Origin of the sequence: Streptomyces sp. NPDC046862 (assembly GCF_040704615.1) — a bacterium.
Classification (GTDB): Bacteria; Actinomycetota; Actinomycetes; order Streptomycetales; family Streptomycetaceae; genus Streptomyces.
In genome coordinates this window covers 1-14,424 of the sequence record NZ_JBEYXP010000019.1, presented here as the reverse complement: position 1 = coordinate 14,424, position 14,424 = coordinate 1, and the positions used below count along the sequence as shown (strand labels likewise).

Below are 14,424 nucleotides of genomic sequence, written 5' to 3'. Positions count from 1 at the left end.
TCAGCTCCCGAAGACTTCGCGGACGGCGTGGCCGAGGACGGGGTACAGCGCCCCGAGCATCAGTACCAGCCAGACGCCGACGACGGTCCAGAGCATCTGCTTCTGGAAGCGCGGGCCCTTGGCCCAGAAGTCGACGGCGATGACGCGCAGGCCGTTGAGCGCGTGGAAGAGGATGGCGGCGACGAGGCCGTACTCCAGCAGCGCGACGATCGGCGTCTTGTACGTGGCCACGACCTTGTCGTAGGCCTCGGGAGAGACACGGACGAGAGCGGTGTCCAGCACGTGTACGAACAGGAAGAAGAAGATGAGGACGCCGGTGACTCGGTGAGCCACCCAGGACCACATTCCTTCCCGGCCGCGGTACAGCGTTCCAGCCGGCACGGAATTTCCTCCGGGAGCGGGGATTGGGGCCGCGCCGGCTTGTGCTGTCGGTCGGGCCCGGCCGGGTACGGTCCACCGGCCCTGGCCATCGTAGCGATGTGTGTCAGCGGCGCTTACGGGGGGCCTACGGGTGTGATCGAAACGGCATGCGGAAGGTGCGCGTATGGGTGAGTAGCGGGCGGCATCCGGGGTGGGGGTTTGGGTTGTCTGCCGGGTGCCTGGTTGTTTGTGGCTGATCGCGCCCACGCGGCGGAGCCGCACATCAGATACAGCCCCGCGCCCCTACTGGTGCGCGGCCTGGGCCGAAAAGTTCCGTACGACCCTCCTCAGCCGTCCCCTTGCCAGGCGGCGGAGTTCCTCCGCTGCGAGGAGGCGTTCCTCCTCCGGATCGTTGGTCAACCGTGACCGGATGCCGGTGAGGACCCGGTCGAGGGCCTCGTTGGCGGGGGCGTCGTCCAGGCAGATGACGAAGACGTGGCCGAAGCGGCTCTCGTACGCGGCGTGTGCGGCGCTCAGCGCGGTGTGGGCGGCGGAGTACGCGCCGTCCGGGAGCATGGTGAGCGTCTCGCCGGCGAGGGCCTCGGCGACGTCGGTGGGTGTCAGGTCGTAGGCCGCCTCGTCGGCCGCGGCGAGGAGCGCGTTCAGGTCCGGGTAGGGCCTGTGCTCGGCGACGCGGTGGGCCCAGCGCAGGCTCCGGCAGCAGGTCAGCAGGGCGCGCTCGGCCTCGTCGGCGGGCACGGTGTTGAACCGCTCCAGGGCCGAGGGGCCGGGGGCGGTGCGCGGCTGTTCCGGGAACGCGACCTCGCCGGGGAGGTGGGGAAGACGGTGCGAAGGCAGCGTGGGTCCTCGGCGGTGTGTGGCGATGTCTTGTGGACGTCGCGCAGGGGTCGGCTGGGAGTGGTGTGCGAGATGTGCCGTCACGTTATCGAGGGCGGTCAACGGCTGGCCGAACGGTGCCCGAAATTCACCCGGACGGGAGAGTTTCGGAACCGCTGGTGGACGGCCGGGGCGGATGGACGTCGTAGGTTCGAAGATGGAGGTGTGTGAGTGGAGGTACGTGAGATGCGGCGGAAACGGACTGAGGGAGCAAAGGGAGGCGCGTTATGAACCGTGGTCGGCGCCGGGCACCCCGTAACAAGACGTTCGTGATGCCGAAGGGGTTGCTTCTCGGCGTGGGAATCGCCGTGGCGAGTGGTGCCGTCGCGCTGGGCGTGACCGTCTGGCCGGGCGGTGACACGGACGAGCCGAGCGCGGCCCAGCCGTCGCGGGTGGGCGCGGGGAGCGACCCCGGCGACTGTCCGACCCCGTCCCCGTCCTCGTCGCCCTCGCGCTCGTACCCGCTCTCCGAGGCGCCCCGGACCATCCCGGCGGTACGTCAGCACACGCCCGCCCGCGGCCCCGGCTGGCGCCCCACCGACGGTGCCCGGCTGGTGATCGACGACAAGAAGCTGGCGGACGAGGGCAAGCTCACCGCGAGCGAGCTCGGCCTCACGTACGCCGGCCAGGCCGCGCCCTGCGACGGGGACGTCCAGCTGGCGCTCAACGGCAAGGACCAGCCGTCCTCGGAGGCGTACAAGCTGACCGTGCGGAACCAGCGCGTGACGATCTCCGCACCCACCGACACGGGCGTCTTCTACGGCACGCGCACCCTCAAGCAGGAGGTGCACGGCGGCGGTACGGCACCCGAGGGCGTCGTGAACGACGAGCCGGCCAAGCCCCAGCGCGGGTTCATGCTGGACATCGCGCGCAAGCACTTCACGGCGGGCTGGATCGAGGACCGCATCCGCGAACTGGGCGACCTGAAGTACAACCAGCTCGGACTGCACTTCTCCGACGACCAGGGGTTCCGCATCGAGTCGGACTCGCACCCCGAGGTGGTGTCGCAGCAGCACCTCACCAAGGCGCAGGTGCGCAGCATCCTGGCCCTCGCCGCGAGCCGCCACATCAAGGTCGTCCCCGAGATCGACTCGCCGGGCCACCTCGGCGCGGTGATCGCCGCGCACCCGGACCTGCAGCTGCGCAACGCCAGTGGCGTGGCCGCCTCCGGCGCCGTCGACATCTCCAAGCCCGCGGCGGCGAAGATGGTCGACGACCTGCTGAACGAGTACGCGGACCTGTTCCCCGGCCCCTACTGGCACCTCGGCGCCGACGAGTACCGGGCCCTGATGGTCTCCAACCCCGAGGCGTCCTACCCCCAGCTGGCGAGCGCGGCACGGGCCAAGTACGGGGCGGGGGCGACCGTGGCCGACCTGGCGACGGGCTGGATGAACGACCGCGCCGCCACGGTCCGCAAGCACGACCGGACGATGCGCGCCTGGAACGACGGGTTCTTCAGCGGCGGGACGGTACAGCCCGCGCGAGACATCCAGGTCGCCTACTGGACGGGCAAGGAGATCGGGGCCCGGGAGCCCATCGAGTATCTGAGCGCCGGGCGTGACGTGATCAACTACAACGACGAGTTCCTGTACTACGTCCTCGGCGAGCCCAACCAGTTCGTCTACCCGACCGGGCAGCGGATCTACGAGCAGTGGACCCCACGGGTGCTGCGCGACACGACCGCGGTACCCGCGCGCTACGACCCCCAGATCCTCGGCGGGTCCTTCGCGGTCTGGTGCGACCTGGCGAACTCCCAGACCGAGGCGCAGGTGGCGGCGGGCGTACGGATGCCGCTGCGGGCGCTGACCCAGAAGCTGTGGGACCCGGGGAAGCCGGCCCTGTCCTGGGCGGAGTTCACGAAGCTGGCGGACCAGCTCGGCTGACCCGCCCCGCAGATACCAGCCGGGGGCCCGTGCGGTGGGCGAAACCGGTGGACGCGCGCGGCGGATGAGCCGTATGTTCCGCGTGCCGCGCGGGAGGTCTGGGGAGAGCCCGTGCGGTTCTGTTGATCCGACACGGGGGGCCAGCTCACCATGCTCTGCACGAGATGCCAGCACTTCGAAGCGGCACCCGACGGGGTCGTCTGCGCACACTGCGCGGCGGCGGGCGCCGCGCCCGTGGCTCCGCCGCACGGCCACAACGCCTGGCTGAGCTCGCCCGTCGGGCTCGGCCGGGCCGCCGCCGTGCTGCTCGGCGTCGTCATCGCCGCCGACCTGTTCGCGATCTGGGCGGACCTCATGATGTACGACGTGGTGGGCGACATCGCGGACGGCGACGCCGGTGAGGCCGTGCAGCGCAGGGCCTCGCGGGCGGACTCGCTGTTCGCGACGGCCGGTCTCGTACAGACGGCCGCCCTGCTCTCCAGCGCCGTCGTCTTCCTCGTCTGGTTCCACCGGGTGCGGGTGAACGCCGAGGTGTTCGATCCGTTCGGGCACCGCAAGAAGCGGGGCTGGGCGGTGGGCGGCTGGTTCGTGCCGGTCGTGAACCTGTGGTTCCCGCGCCGGATCGCGCTCGACATCTGGGACGCGAGCAGCCCCTGGAACGCGCCCCGGTCGCACGGGCTCGTGAACGGCTGGTGGGCCGCGTGGCTGATCAGCTTCGTCGCCGGCCGGGTCGGCTTCAGCGCGTACCGCGGCGCGGAATCGGCGCCGGAGATCCGGCAGGCCGCGGGGCAGGTGCTGTTCGCGGACGCGGTCGACGTCGTCGCGGCGGTCCTCGCCATCCTCTTCGTGCTCACGCTGACCCGGATGCAGGACACGAAGGCGCGCAGCGGGCCGGCCGTGCCCGTGCCCCTCTCGGGCTGACCTCGGGTCCGGCGGGGCGGATTGCCCGATTCCGGGGGCAAACTTCCGTACGGCTGTGGTGGAGTCGGCGCGAGTCGTGCCGAGATGCCGGGGGGACGCGGGATGGGCTACTGGGGCTACTACGTCGTGGGCAGAAGCGAGCGGCCGCTCGCGGAGTTCGACGCGCTGGCCGGGGCCGAGGGCATGTCGCTGCTCTCGACGGCGGACGACGGCTGGCAGGTCTGGGAGTACCCGAACCAGGACGGCTCCGGTGACGTCGGGAGCATGCACGCGCTCGCCCGCGAGACCGGGGCGCCCGCGCTCTTCGGGTACGTCATGGACAGCGACTGCGTGGTCATCGAGGCCGCCGGTCCCGAGAGCGGGGGCTGGACCACGTGCCTGGCGCGCGGGGCGATGGCCGGGTACCTGGCCGGTACCGAGGACGGTCTCACCGTCGAGGACTACTTCCTGGAGCCGCGCGACGCCGCCGAGCGGGCCGTCGCCTGGGCCGCCGAGGCCGGGCGCACCGTGAACGCCGAACGGCTCGCCGACGTACTGGCCTTGGAGCCGGACCCGGCGGCGCCGGTGGCCGAAAACCTGCTGTTCCAATTACTCGACCGGCTCGGGGTGGTGCCCCTGTGACACTCCCGGGCCGTTGCACGCAGTAAGGGGAAGTGCGGGCTCCGTATCGGCGGATGCCTCTCGGTGCCGGCTCCCGCGCCCCGGAGGCGAACCGAGCCACGATAAAGGGGAGGCGTGATGAGCCTGGTGGAACTGATCGCACAGGCCGACGAACGGGGGCTGGCCGCCAGCGGGTTGGCCTGTTTGGATCGCTGCGTTCCGCTGCTCGGGGGCGAGGACGATGTGCTGCGCCCGCTGTGGGCGAGCCTCGCGGACGGGGACCTCTGGGGCGACTGGGGAGCGCGGGTCACCAAGGTGCGCGGGGAGTTGGGCGTGGGGGACGTCGAGGGCGAGGGCGGCGGGTTCGGCGGCGGTGCCGTCGAGGACGAGGCCGCCCTGCTGGCCCGGCGGATGCTGGCCGCCGTGCCCGGCGAGCGGTCCCCCGGGGCGTTGCGGGAGTGGGCCGACGCCTGCTCCGTGGCCGCCCTGCGGATACACCGGCTGCTCGATCCCATGGCCAGGAGGACGGAGGCGGGCGGTACGTCCGTGACCGCCCGCCGCGAGGGGCGCACGGAGGGCATGTCCCCGCTCGTCGCCGCCGAGCTGCGCCGCCAGGTCATCGTGCTGGAACTGCTCGCCGGGCACGGGGCGAACGGGGTGCGGCAGGCGCTCGACGTGTCGACGGAGGGGCGGCGGGTGTTGCGGGCGGTGGTGTCGCGGCGGGCGCGGGGCAAGGTGTGACGCTCGGCCGGACCGGCGTTCGCATTCTCAAACCCCGGTCGCTGCAAGGGTCCTGTGATCGTCCTGCTGCCACTGTGGCGGTCATGCGCCGGTGTCGCGGAACCAGCCGTTTTCGCGTGACGCGGCGCGAGCGGAGGACGCTTTTCCGAGTGTGAACGACGCACAGCAGACGGCACGGACGGCGACGCAGCACGGGGCAAGGAGCCATCCCGCGAGCAAACCCATTCGGTGGGCGGCGGACGTGGTGGGGATGATGCGCGAAGGGGCGCGGGTGCGTCTCGACTACTCGGCGCGAAGTCTGTGGCGCGTGGACCGGATGATCGAGGAGCTACGGCGGGAGGGGACGCCGTGGGCGGCTGCCGAGAGTGTGGTGCGCGGGTTCGGCGCGTACGCGGGTGAGGTGATCGTCCGCGCGAGTGGCGGGGACTGGGTGTCGTCGGACGGGGAGTTGTGGGTGCGGACGCCGGACGGTCGGTACTGGGATCCGATCGATGAGGCGCGCAGGTCGTATGCGGGGGACGGGTCGCTGAGGTTGTTGTGTCTGGACGCGCTGGGTGACTTCGCCCCCGCCGCCCCTACCCAGTCCCGTCCCCAGGGGGCTCCGCCCCCAGGCCCCCGGTCGGCCTGAACGGCCTCGTCCTCAAGGGTCGGACGGGCTGGAAGGGTCGGTCTGGACGGTCCTGTGCCCAAATGTCGGACGGGCTGGAAGCCACACGTCCGGCGGCCGGAAGCCAGACGCCGGACGGCCCGAAGCCAGACGCCCGACGGCCGGAAGCCAAACGCCGGACGGCTGGAAGACCAGCCCGTCCGGCGTTCTTGTGACTGTGCGCCGTGCCTTGTGTGCCTTACGGCGTCAGCACCTGACCCAGTCGGCCCCCCGCCGACGTGCCCAACTGCGTCAGCCCGTAGTACGCCGACCCGGTCGTCGTGACCGTGCCGTTCGGTACCGGGACCCACAGGAGGGTGCCGTTGCCGGTGTCCTCGCCCTCGGTGCCGATGGTGAGGTCGGCGTAGCCGTCGCCCGTGAGGTCGGTCAGGGAGACGGCGGAGCCGAACTTGTCGTCGGTCTCCGTGGAGCCGGGGACGTCCGGGGCGTCCTGGGACAGGGCGAGGGAGCCGGTGCCCGTCAGACCGGACGACGTGCCCTTGAGGAGCCAGACCGAGCCCGCGTTGGCGCGGTTCTTGTCGGCGCGGGTGATGTCCTCGTTCGGGGCGCCCGTCAGGACGTCCGCGTAACCGTCGGCGTTGAAGTCGCCCACCGAGACGGAGGCGCCGAAGGCGTCGCTGTCCTCCGAGGCGCCCTCCACACCGCTCGTGCCCTGGTGGACGGTGGTCATGCCGGTGGTCGTGAAGCCCGTGGACGTGCCGGGGACCATGGTGACCTGTCCGCCCGCGGCGCCACCGGACTCGCCCTTGTACGGCTGGCCGATGACGATGTCGTCGTAGCCGTTGCCGTTCACGTCGCCCACGGCGATGGAGCGGCCGCCCTTGACGCTGAGCGTGGAGACCTTGGTGAGACCGAGGGACCTGGAGCCCTTGAACCAGACGACCTTGCCGGCGCCGGAGGCGTCACGGTAGTTCAGCGCCACGTCCGCGTAGCCGTCCCGGTTGAAGTCGCCGGTCGTGGCGTCGGCGTAGGCCAGGGAGCCGGTCACCGTCGTGATGTCGCCCGCGACCTCGTGGCCGTCGTTGAAGCGGGCGGCCCAGTTGCCGCCGGTGCCGAGGGCCGCGGTGAAGACGTCCGCCCTGCCGTCGGCGTTGAAGTCGCCCACGGCCACGGTCGAGCCGAACTTCGCGCTGTTCGGGTTGTAGTCGTCGCCGAGCGCCATGGTGTCGGCGTCGGCCGCGCTGTCGAACCTCGGGCCGTACAGGATCGTCACCGCACCCCGGTCCTTGTGCCCGGTGGAGTCGTCCTCGCCCGGCGCGCCGATCGCGAGGTCCGCGTAGCCGTCGGCGTTGATGTCGCCCCACGCGGTGGCGGCACCCCACTGGTCGCCGGACTCGGCGGCACCCGGGACGCCCGTGCTCGCCTGGTTCATGCGGAGCTTGGAGGCGGACACCGGGGCGCTGACACCGCCGGGCACGAGGGTGATCCAGCCGCTGCCCGTCTTCGGGGTGGCGGCCACGAGGTCGCTGACGCCGTCTCCCGTGTAGTCGGCGGTCGGGATCGCGGAGTTCCTGCCGGGCGAGGCCGCGTAGCGGCGGATCTCGGCGAGCTTGGAGGAGAGGTTCCTGCCGGGGGACGTGGTGGTGGCCGCGTCCTTGCCGCCGGAGATCACGTTCAGCGTGGCCTCGTCGCCCTTGGCGTACACGCCCGTGTCCTCGGCCGCGGTCAGGGTGACCTTGCCGGTCGGGTCGCCGTCGTACTGGCCGAGCTTCCACGCGGCCAGCCGCGCCACGGACTCCACGGCGGCCCGCGTCGGTTTGCCGGCGGTCGTACCGCTGCCGCCCTCGAAGTCGCCGAGGACCGCGATGCCCACGGAGTCGCCGTTGAAGCCGTACGTGTGGTCGCCGCGCACCGACAGGTCGGCGCCGCCCGCGCGGCCCTCGAAGACACGGCCGCACTTGTCGACCAGGAAGTTGTAGCCGATGTCGCCGCGCCCGGCCGTCTGGACGTCGTACGCCATGATCGCGCGGATCAGCGCCGGGGACTGGGCGCAGCTGTACGCGTTCGTCCCGGCCGTGTGGTGGACGAAGACCGCGCTGATCTCGTCGATGTACTCGGGTGAGCCCGTCACCGTCGACTCGTCGGCGCCCCAGCGGGCACGGGAGACGATCGGGGGCTTCTTGACCGTGGAGGTGACCGGGGTCGGCCGGATCGCCGGGGCGGGGGAGTCGGACTCGGACTCGGTGGCGTCCGGCTCGGCGGTCGTGTCGGTGCTCGCGTCGGGGGTGGCGTCGGCGGAGGGCTCGTCGGACCCGGGCGTGTCCGCGGGGGACGCGGAGTCCGAGGGGGAGGCGCTGTCCGAGGGCGTGCCCGTGGGGTCGTCGGCGAGGAACGCGGCGTTGCTCATGCCGGGGGCCGCGCCCGTCGTGGCGTCGAGCCCCTTGTTGCGGAGTTCGGCCGCGGTGACGCCGGGGTCGACGAGGCTGACCTCGAGTCCCTTGGGCAGCCCGGCGGTCGAGGAACCGTCCGCGGCGACGACCCGTGCCTCGACGCCGTCGCTCGGGCCGACCCACAGGGGCTCGGAGGCTCCGCGCGCCTTCTTGGCGCCGGAGCCGCCCTGTTCACCCTGTTCGTCCTGTGCGCTCTGTTCGCCCCGGTCGACGGGGAGCGGGCTCAGGTCCAGCTTCCGCCAGCCGGACCACTCGCCGGTCGCGACGCTGCGGGTACGGACCTGTGCGGTGCCGTCGAGCTTGGCGGTGGCGCCGGTCCAGGAGACGCCGAGCAGCGAGAACTCCTCGGTGTCCGTCCGCTCCAGCCGCGCCGCCTGTCCCTTGCCGCTGCTACTGCCGCTGCCGCTGCCGCTGCCGGTGGCGGTGGCGGACAGCGCGACGTCCCGCACGTCGACAGGCCGCTTGGTACGTGGCCCGTCGGTGGTCGGCCCACTGCTCGGACTGGCGACGGCGTACGTCACGACGCCCGCCCCGCCCATCACGACGGCCCCCAGTGTCAGCCACGCCCTCCGCTTGACGCTGAGCGGCCTGTAGGCATGGCTCTTACCCCGCCTCAAATACCCCACCCCTAGAAAACCAACACAAAGCAAACGCCCGGTACACGGGTAGCCCTCTATTGAGCACATAGGGAGGGCGGAACATCATCATCGGGAGGGAAAGGTGTGGGGTACATCACCCCGATGGCCGCGCTGCCGGGCCTCCCCCTCGGCCGAGCCGTGGACGTGGTTCCTCCCCGTCGTCAACTCCCATGTACGCGCCCGGTGTTGATCCTTTGGGAGGCCCCCGGGGCTCTTGGGGCTGATGGTGAGCTGTGACAGTTCTGTGCTCTGCGGCGCTGTTGACCTTGGAGGACGCGGACACAACCGGAAGTGACCACGTCCGGCCGGACCGGAGGACTCGAACTCGATCTCGGTGCGAACGAGGACAGTAGTGAGCCAGCGAGGGGAACCCCGCCGCGTGCAGTCGTACGACGGGGAGCTGGGTGCTGCCGTCGCGCGGGCCCAGGAGGGGGACGAGGCCGCGTTCGCCGTGGCGTACCGGATCGTGCAGCCGGGCCTGCTCGGCTATCTGCGGGGTCTGGTGGGCAACGACGCGGAGGACGTCGCGTCCGACGCGTGGCTGGAGATAGCGCGGGATCTCGGGCGGTTCAAGGGGGACGGCGCGGGCTTTCGCGGCTGGACCGCGACCATCGCCCGGCACCGGGCGCTGGACCATCTGCGCCGGCAGAAGGTACGGCCCCGGGCGACCGGACTGGAGAGCGACGTCCTGGATCTGCCCGGCGCCCACAGCACGTACGACCAGGCGATGGAGTCCCTCTCCACCGAGCACGCCCTGGAGCTGGTGGCCCAGCTGCCGCGCGACCAGGCCGAGGCCGTGCTGCTGCGGGTGGTGGTCGGCCTGGACGGGCCCGCCGCCGCCCGTGCGCTCGGTAAACGCCCGGGCGCGGTCCGTACCGCCGCCCACCGCGGACTCAAGCGCCTGGCGCGGCTGCTCGGTGCGGAGGGTGTGACGGATGAGGACCCCCGAACGCTGGGGGAGTCGAGATGAACGACGACAGGCAGCCGTCGAACGGAGGTGAGGTGGACATGGACGGACAACAGGGCGACAGCGGGCCGTCCCGCCGTCACTTCGTGCGCCCCGGGGCCGATGCCCCGGAGGATTTGCGGATGGAGGCCTCTCCCGTCGCCGTCGACGTGCTCCTCGCCGCCGTGCGGTCCCACGACGTGGACAGCGAGCGCGAGGCGCGGGCCGTCGCGGCGTTCAGGGCGGCACGCGAGCAGGGGGCCCACAGGGCGTCCCGTACCCGGCGGGGCGACGACTGGCGCCCGCGGGGTGAGCAGCGGGCCGGGCGTTCGCTGCGGACCACGCTCGCGGCGCTGCTGGCCAGCCTGACCCTCGGCGGGGTCGCCGTGGCCGCCATCGGCGTCTCGTCGGACGGCGACAGCGACGGGCAAGGGCGCGGCGGATCGTCGAGCGGCGCCCCCGAGCGGCCCGGGGCCACGTCCTCGGACTCGGCCGGGTCGTCGTCGGCTCCCGCTCCGGGCGCCTCCCCGTCGGGTCCGTCGGGCCACCCCTCGCAGGCCCGGGACACCGAGGCCCACTGCCGCGCCTACGAGAAGGTCAAGGACAGTGGCAAGGCCCTGGACGCCACCGCCTGGCAGCGCCTGATCGACGCGGCCGGCGGCGAGGCGAACGTGGACGCGTACTGCGCCAGGCAGCTCGGCGAGAGCGACCGCGACGGCGGCAGTCAGGGCCAGGGGCAGGGTCAGGAGCAGGACCAAGGGCAGGGCCAGGGCCAGGGACAGGGCCAGGACAATGGCGCGGGCCCGTCCGCCGCATCGAGTGCCGCGGGTGACACCGGAGGCTCTGGCGGCTCCGGCGGCGCGGGCACGGAGAAGTCCAAGCAGAAGTAGGGCCCCGAGCCGGACACGCCCCAGAAGACTGGCACTCCGAGCGAAGTCGGGGCCGGCCGAAGTCCTGGAAGACGTCAGGTCCGGCGAAAGCCCTGAAAACGAAGTAGGGCCGGCGTGCTCGCAAGACCCCCGTACTCGCAAGACACCCGGCCAACTCCGCCGACGGCAACGGCCGGGGCCGCCACCCCCCACAGGAGAGGCCCCGACCGTCGCACGGCACGGGCCGCGCGGCGGCCCGTACTCTCTACAGCGCCACGGGTGCGTTTTCTGTCACACCTCACCGCGTCACGAGTTAGTTGCATGTTCTACGGACATGGACGAGGGGCAGATTCAGGCCGTAACGTGCGTTTCGCGCCGGAGCGCGGACAGCGGACGACTACCCGCAACCGCCGACGGCCGGCCTGAAGACCGCAACCATCAATTGAGCAACCACGACGGCGAGAACCGGGTCCGCGAAAGCGGCGCCGGCTTAGGCGCAAAGAAGGGCGCGCGCAGGTGCTGGGGGACGACGCGGAGCTGACCGCCGCCGTACTTGCGGCACAGGACGGGAACGAGACCGCGTTCCGGACTGTGTACCGCGCGGTGCACCCACGGCTGCTCGGATATGTGCGGACGCTGGTCGGCGACCCCGACGCGGAGGACGTCACCTCCGAGGCGTGGCTGCAGATAGCCAGGGACCTGGAGCGGTTCAGCGGGGACGCGGACCGGTTCCGGGGCTGGGCCGCCCGTATCGCCCGCAACCGCGCGCTCGACCACATACGGATGCGCGGGCGGCGCCCGGCGATCGGCGGTGACGAGACCGAGCTGACCGGGAAGGCCGCCGAGTCGGACACCGCGGGCGAGGCCATGGAGGCGCTCGCCACCGGCCGCACGCTCTCGCTGATCGCCCAGCTGCCGCAGGACCAGGCGGAGGCGGTCGTCCTGCGTGTCGTCGTGGGTCTCGACGCCAAGACGGCCGCCGAGACCCTGGGCAAGCGGCCCGGAGCCGTACGCACCGCCGCCCACCGTGGACTGAAGCGGCTCGCGGAGCTGCTCGGCGCGGACCCGGAGTCAACCGGCGCACTCGACGCCGTACCCCCGCAGAGAGACGCGTGGACACGCGCGGTGACGTCCGCCGGTGTGACGCATATGCGTTCGCGGACGCAGAAGGACATGTGATGGCCGACGAGCACTACAAGTGGCTGGACCGCGAAGCGGCGGAGCGCCTGCTGCGTGGTGAGCCGCTGGAAGCCGTCGACGCCGACGCCCGCGCCGCCGCCGACCGACTCACGGCGGCTCTGGACGCGCTGACCCCCGGTATGCCCTCCGAGGACGTCGAACTCCCGGGGGAGGAAGCCGCATTGGCGGCCTTTCGCAAGGCGCGCGGGGAGCGGGACAACGAGGATCTGACGCTGTCCACCGGTGCCCGTGCGCAGGTCACGGCGCGGTCCGCCGACGCCGGGCTCGTGCGGCTCGGGCTGCCCGGACCGGAGGGGCGGCGCGCCCGCTGGGGCCGTCCGGTGCGGTTCGGGATGGCCGCGACGCTGGCCGCCGGGATGCTCGGCGGGGTCGCCGTGGCGGCCGCGGCCGGAGTCCTTCCGACTCCGTTCCGTGACGACCGGCCGGAGCCCGCCTCGACGGTCTCCGCCCCGGTGACGCCCGACCTGCCGCTCATGTCGCCGTCGCCGGAGGGCACCGCGAAGCCCCCGGCCGGTGGGTCCTCGCCCGACGGCGGCGCGGGCGGAGCCGACGACGGGAGCGCCAGGGAGGACACGGCCCGGGGCGGTGGCGCCACCGGGCAGCCGGACGACTCCAAGGACTCCAGGGGCTCCAAGGGCTCCAGTGACTCCAAGAAGGACTGGCGCGGCTCCGGCAACGGATGGCGCGGTGGTGTCCTCGCGGCCTGCCGCGACGTCCGCGACGGCAGGAAGCTGGACTCCGACCGCAGGCGCGGCCTGGAAGGCGCGGCAGGCGGCAAGGGCAAGGTGAACAAGTACTGCAAGGGCGTCCTGGGCAACCAGGGCGACCGCAGGGCCACGGGCACCGACACCCCCGGCAACGGCGACACGGGCTCCGGCCGGGGCAACGGCGGCAAGGGCAAGGGTAAGGGCAAGGGCGGCAACGACGAGGGTGGCAAGGGCAAGGACAAGGGCGGCCGAGGCAGAGGGGGCCGCGACGGCGGCTCAGGCGTCCTGCCCGGCGGCAACGGCCACCAGGGCAACGGCCACCGCGGCAACGGCGGCTCCGTCAACCTCGTTTCCACGCCCCACGGCGCAGGTCCTTCGGGTTCGGGTCCTTCGGGTTCGGCGCCGGGCGCTTCGCTGGGCCTGTCCGTTCGCTGAGCCTGTCTATTCCTGATCCGAACCCGGCGTGGCAGCGCCGTCCGAGGTCGCTTCGGGTTTCGTGAAGAGGACGTCGCGGGTCTGCTCCGCGGCGCGGAGCATGCTCTCGCCGACGAAGTCCATGAAGCGGGCGATGTTCTCGAGCCGGGTGGCGGCCGGGCTGCCGGGGCCGAGAATGCCGACGCCCTGCCGTGCGGTCTCGGCGAGTTCGAAGTTGGACTGGGCGGCGGCGACCATCGACTGGAACCAGACGTCGTCATTGACGGCGTAGCGCTCGCGGCGGCGCTCGTCGCGTTCCCGGCTGATGAGGCCCTGGTTATCGAGGAACGCGACCGCCTTGGAGACGGACGCCTTGCTGACCTGGAGGCGCTGGGCGAGTTCGGACGCGGTGAGGCTGCCCGCGTCGGTGGTGAAGAGGCAGGTCAGCACCCGGGACATCATCTTGGGCACGCCCTGGTGCATGAGGAGGGTGGTGAACGTCTCCTCGTACTCGCGCACGGCCTCGGTGTCGCGGCCACGGTCCTGCACGGGTGCCTGGGGCCCTCGGGGCGCGGCCTGCCGGCGCCGGTGGGCGCGGCGTTCGGTGGCGCGGTGGGCGAGGTCGGCGCGGTAGGCGGTGGGGCCGCCGTTGCGCATCACCTCACGCGTGACCGTCGACGTGGGGCGGTCGAGACGTCTGGCGATCTCCGCGTAGGCGAGTCCGTCGGCCATGCCCAGCGCGATCTGCTGGCGTTCCTGCTGAGTGAGCCTGCCTCCCGGCATCGTGATCTCCTTCGTGCTCCTCGGTGCCGCCACTATAGCGTTCACTCTTCATCTGTTGCAACGAATGCGCGAGTCACTGTTGCGTTAAATTCACGCCCATTGCAACAATACTTGCGTCACTACCTGCGGAAGTGCCGATTTGGCGCAACGAAACTGTTGCCGAGTTCTTGAACGCAACGTAGCGTTTCTGGTGTCGGAAACAACGAGCCGAAGCCGAAGGAGCGCACCATGCAGAAGTTCGACACCCCCGCCCCGATCTCCGCCGTCCTCGACATCCCCGCGGGACGCATCCAGTTCATCGCCGCCGACCGCACCGACACCACCGTCGAGGTCCTGCCCGCGGACCCCGCCAAGAGCCGCGACGTCAAGGCCGCCGAACAGACCACGGTCGAGCACGGCGACGGCGTC

Annotated in this window: 13 protein-coding genes and 1 pseudogene; 10 read left to right on the top strand and 4 right to left on the bottom strand. The window is 71.9% G+C overall.

What is annotated here, in order from left to right; all coding sequences use genetic code 11:
• Window positions 1–381, bottom strand: coding sequence for a succinate dehydrogenase, cytochrome b556 subunit (sdhC, locus tag AB0959_RS21875; protein WP_366828103.1), 381 nt, complete (start codon window positions 379–381; stop codon window positions 1–3).
• 282 nt (window positions 382–663) lie between these two features.
• The gene (locus AB0959_RS21870; RefSeq protein ID WP_366828236.1) at window positions 664–1,245 is read right to left on the bottom strand and encodes a 2-oxo-4-hydroxy-4-carboxy-5-ureidoimidazoline decarboxylase; all 582 of its coding nucleotides are present in this window, start codon (window positions 1,243–1,245) and stop codon (window positions 664–666) included.
• 239 nt (window positions 1,246–1,484) lie between these two features.
• On the opposite strand from AB0959_RS21870, the gene AB0959_RS21865 reads away from it, so the two are divergent.
• The 5 genes from AB0959_RS21865 (at window position 1,485) to AB0959_RS21845 (ending at window position 6,030) form a co-directional block, all read left to right on the top strand.
• Window positions 1,485–3,140 carry a glycoside hydrolase family 20 protein gene (locus AB0959_RS21865; RefSeq protein WP_366828102.1) on the top strand — a complete coding sequence of 552 codons (1,656 nt, stop codon included), beginning with the start codon at window positions 1,485–1,487 and terminating at the stop codon, window positions 3,138–3,140.
• 150 nt (window positions 3,141–3,290) lie between these two features.
• Window positions 3,291–4,061 carry a DUF4328 domain-containing protein gene (locus AB0959_RS21860; RefSeq protein ID WP_366828101.1) on the top strand — a complete coding sequence of 257 codons (771 nt, stop codon included), beginning with the start codon at window positions 3,291–3,293 and terminating at the stop codon, window positions 4,059–4,061.
• Window positions 4,062–4,163: 102 nt separating this feature from the next.
• A complete protein-coding gene (locus AB0959_RS21855) occupies window positions 4,164–4,682 on the top strand; it encodes a hypothetical protein (RefSeq protein ID WP_366828235.1) in 519 nt (172 codons plus the stop codon).
• 117 nt (window positions 4,683–4,799) lie between these two features.
• Window positions 4,800–5,402 carry a hypothetical protein gene (locus AB0959_RS21850; RefSeq protein ID WP_366828100.1) on the top strand — a complete coding sequence of 201 codons (603 nt, stop codon included), beginning with the start codon at window positions 4,800–4,802 and terminating at the stop codon, window positions 5,400–5,402.
• 151 nt (window positions 5,403–5,553) lie between these two features.
• Window positions 5,554–6,030, top strand: coding sequence for a hypothetical protein (locus AB0959_RS21845; RefSeq protein WP_366828099.1), 477 nt, complete (start codon window positions 5,554–5,556; stop codon window positions 6,028–6,030).
• A 217-nt stretch (window positions 6,031–6,247) separates the two neighbouring features.
• On the opposite strand, the gene AB0959_RS21840 is transcribed toward AB0959_RS21845, so the two are convergent.
• Complete coding sequence (locus AB0959_RS21840) at window positions 6,248–8,998, bottom strand: FG-GAP-like repeat-containing protein (protein WP_366828234.1); 2,751 nt, start codon at window positions 8,996–8,998, stop codon at window positions 6,248–6,250.
• Window positions 8,999–9,449: 451 nt separating this feature from the next.
• Between AB0959_RS21840 and AB0959_RS21835 the strand changes: the two genes are divergently transcribed.
• The 4 genes from AB0959_RS21835 (at window position 9,450) to AB0959_RS21820 (ending at window position 13,254) form a co-directional block, all read left to right on the top strand.
• Window positions 9,450–10,067, top strand: a complete 618-nt coding sequence (locus AB0959_RS21835; RefSeq protein ID WP_366828098.1) for an RNA polymerase sigma factor — start codon at window positions 9,450–9,452, stop codon at window positions 10,065–10,067.
• Window positions 10,064–10,933, top strand: coding sequence for a hypothetical protein (locus AB0959_RS21830; RefSeq protein ID WP_366828097.1), 870 nt, complete (start codon window positions 10,064–10,066; stop codon window positions 10,931–10,933). The genes AB0959_RS21835 and AB0959_RS21830 overlap by 4 nt, the downstream gene beginning before the upstream one ends.
• Before the next feature lie 495 nt (window positions 10,934–11,428).
• The gene (locus AB0959_RS21825; RefSeq protein ID WP_366828096.1) at window positions 11,429–12,091 is read left to right on the top strand and encodes an RNA polymerase sigma factor; all 663 of its coding nucleotides are present in this window, start codon (window positions 11,429–11,431) and stop codon (window positions 12,089–12,091) included.
• Window positions 12,091–13,254 (top strand): hypothetical protein, encoded by a 1,164-nt coding sequence (locus AB0959_RS21820; RefSeq protein ID WP_366828095.1) that lies wholly within the window; start codon window positions 12,091–12,093, stop codon window positions 13,252–13,254. Before AB0959_RS21825 ends, AB0959_RS21820 begins: the two co-directional genes overlap by 1 nt.
• A 6-nt stretch (window positions 13,255–13,260) precedes the next feature.
• Here the strand turns inward: AB0959_RS21820 and AB0959_RS21815 are convergent, their stop codons facing one another.
• On the bottom strand, window positions 13,261–14,016 hold the full coding sequence (locus tag AB0959_RS21815; RefSeq protein ID WP_366828093.1) for a helix-turn-helix domain-containing protein: 756 nt from the start codon (window positions 14,014–14,016) through the stop codon (window positions 13,261–13,263).
• A gap of 228 nt (window positions 14,017–14,244) precedes the next feature.
• Here AB0959_RS21815 and AB0959_RS21810 point away from each other — a divergent pair.
• A pseudogene (locus AB0959_RS21810) lies at window positions 14,245–14,424 on the top strand (hypothetical protein); the annotation flags it as partial.

What these genes read in the sequence shown, in the direction of transcription:
- AB0959_RS21865 (WP_366828102.1), top strand. Translation starts at nt 1,485, where the DNA reads ATGAACCGTGGTCGGCGCCGGGCACCCCGTAACAAGACGTTCGTGATG.
- AB0959_RS21860 (WP_366828101.1), top strand. Translation starts at nt 3,291, where the DNA reads ATGCTCTGCACGAGATGCCAGCACTTCGAAGCGGCACCCGACGGGGTC.
- AB0959_RS21855 (WP_366828235.1), top strand. Translation starts at nt 4,164, where the DNA reads ATGGGCTACTGGGGCTACTACGTCGTGGGCAGAAGCGAGCGGCCGCTC.
- AB0959_RS21850 (WP_366828100.1), top strand. Translation starts at nt 4,800, where the DNA reads ATGAGCCTGGTGGAACTGATCGCACAGGCCGACGAACGGGGGCTGGCC.
- AB0959_RS21840 (WP_366828234.1), bottom strand. Translation starts at nt 8,998, where the DNA reads ATGGGCGGGGCGGGCGTCGTGACGTACGCCGTCGCCAGTCCGAGCAGT.
- AB0959_RS21830 (WP_366828097.1), top strand. Translation starts at nt 10,064, where the DNA reads ATGAACGACGACAGGCAGCCGTCGAACGGAGGTGAGGTGGACATGGAC.
- AB0959_RS21820 (WP_366828095.1), top strand. Translation starts at nt 12,091, where the DNA reads ATGGCCGACGAGCACTACAAGTGGCTGGACCGCGAAGCGGCGGAGCGC.
- AB0959_RS21815 (WP_366828093.1), bottom strand. Translation starts at nt 14,016, where the DNA reads ATGCCGGGAGGCAGGCTCACTCAGCAGGAACGCCAGCAGATCGCGCTG.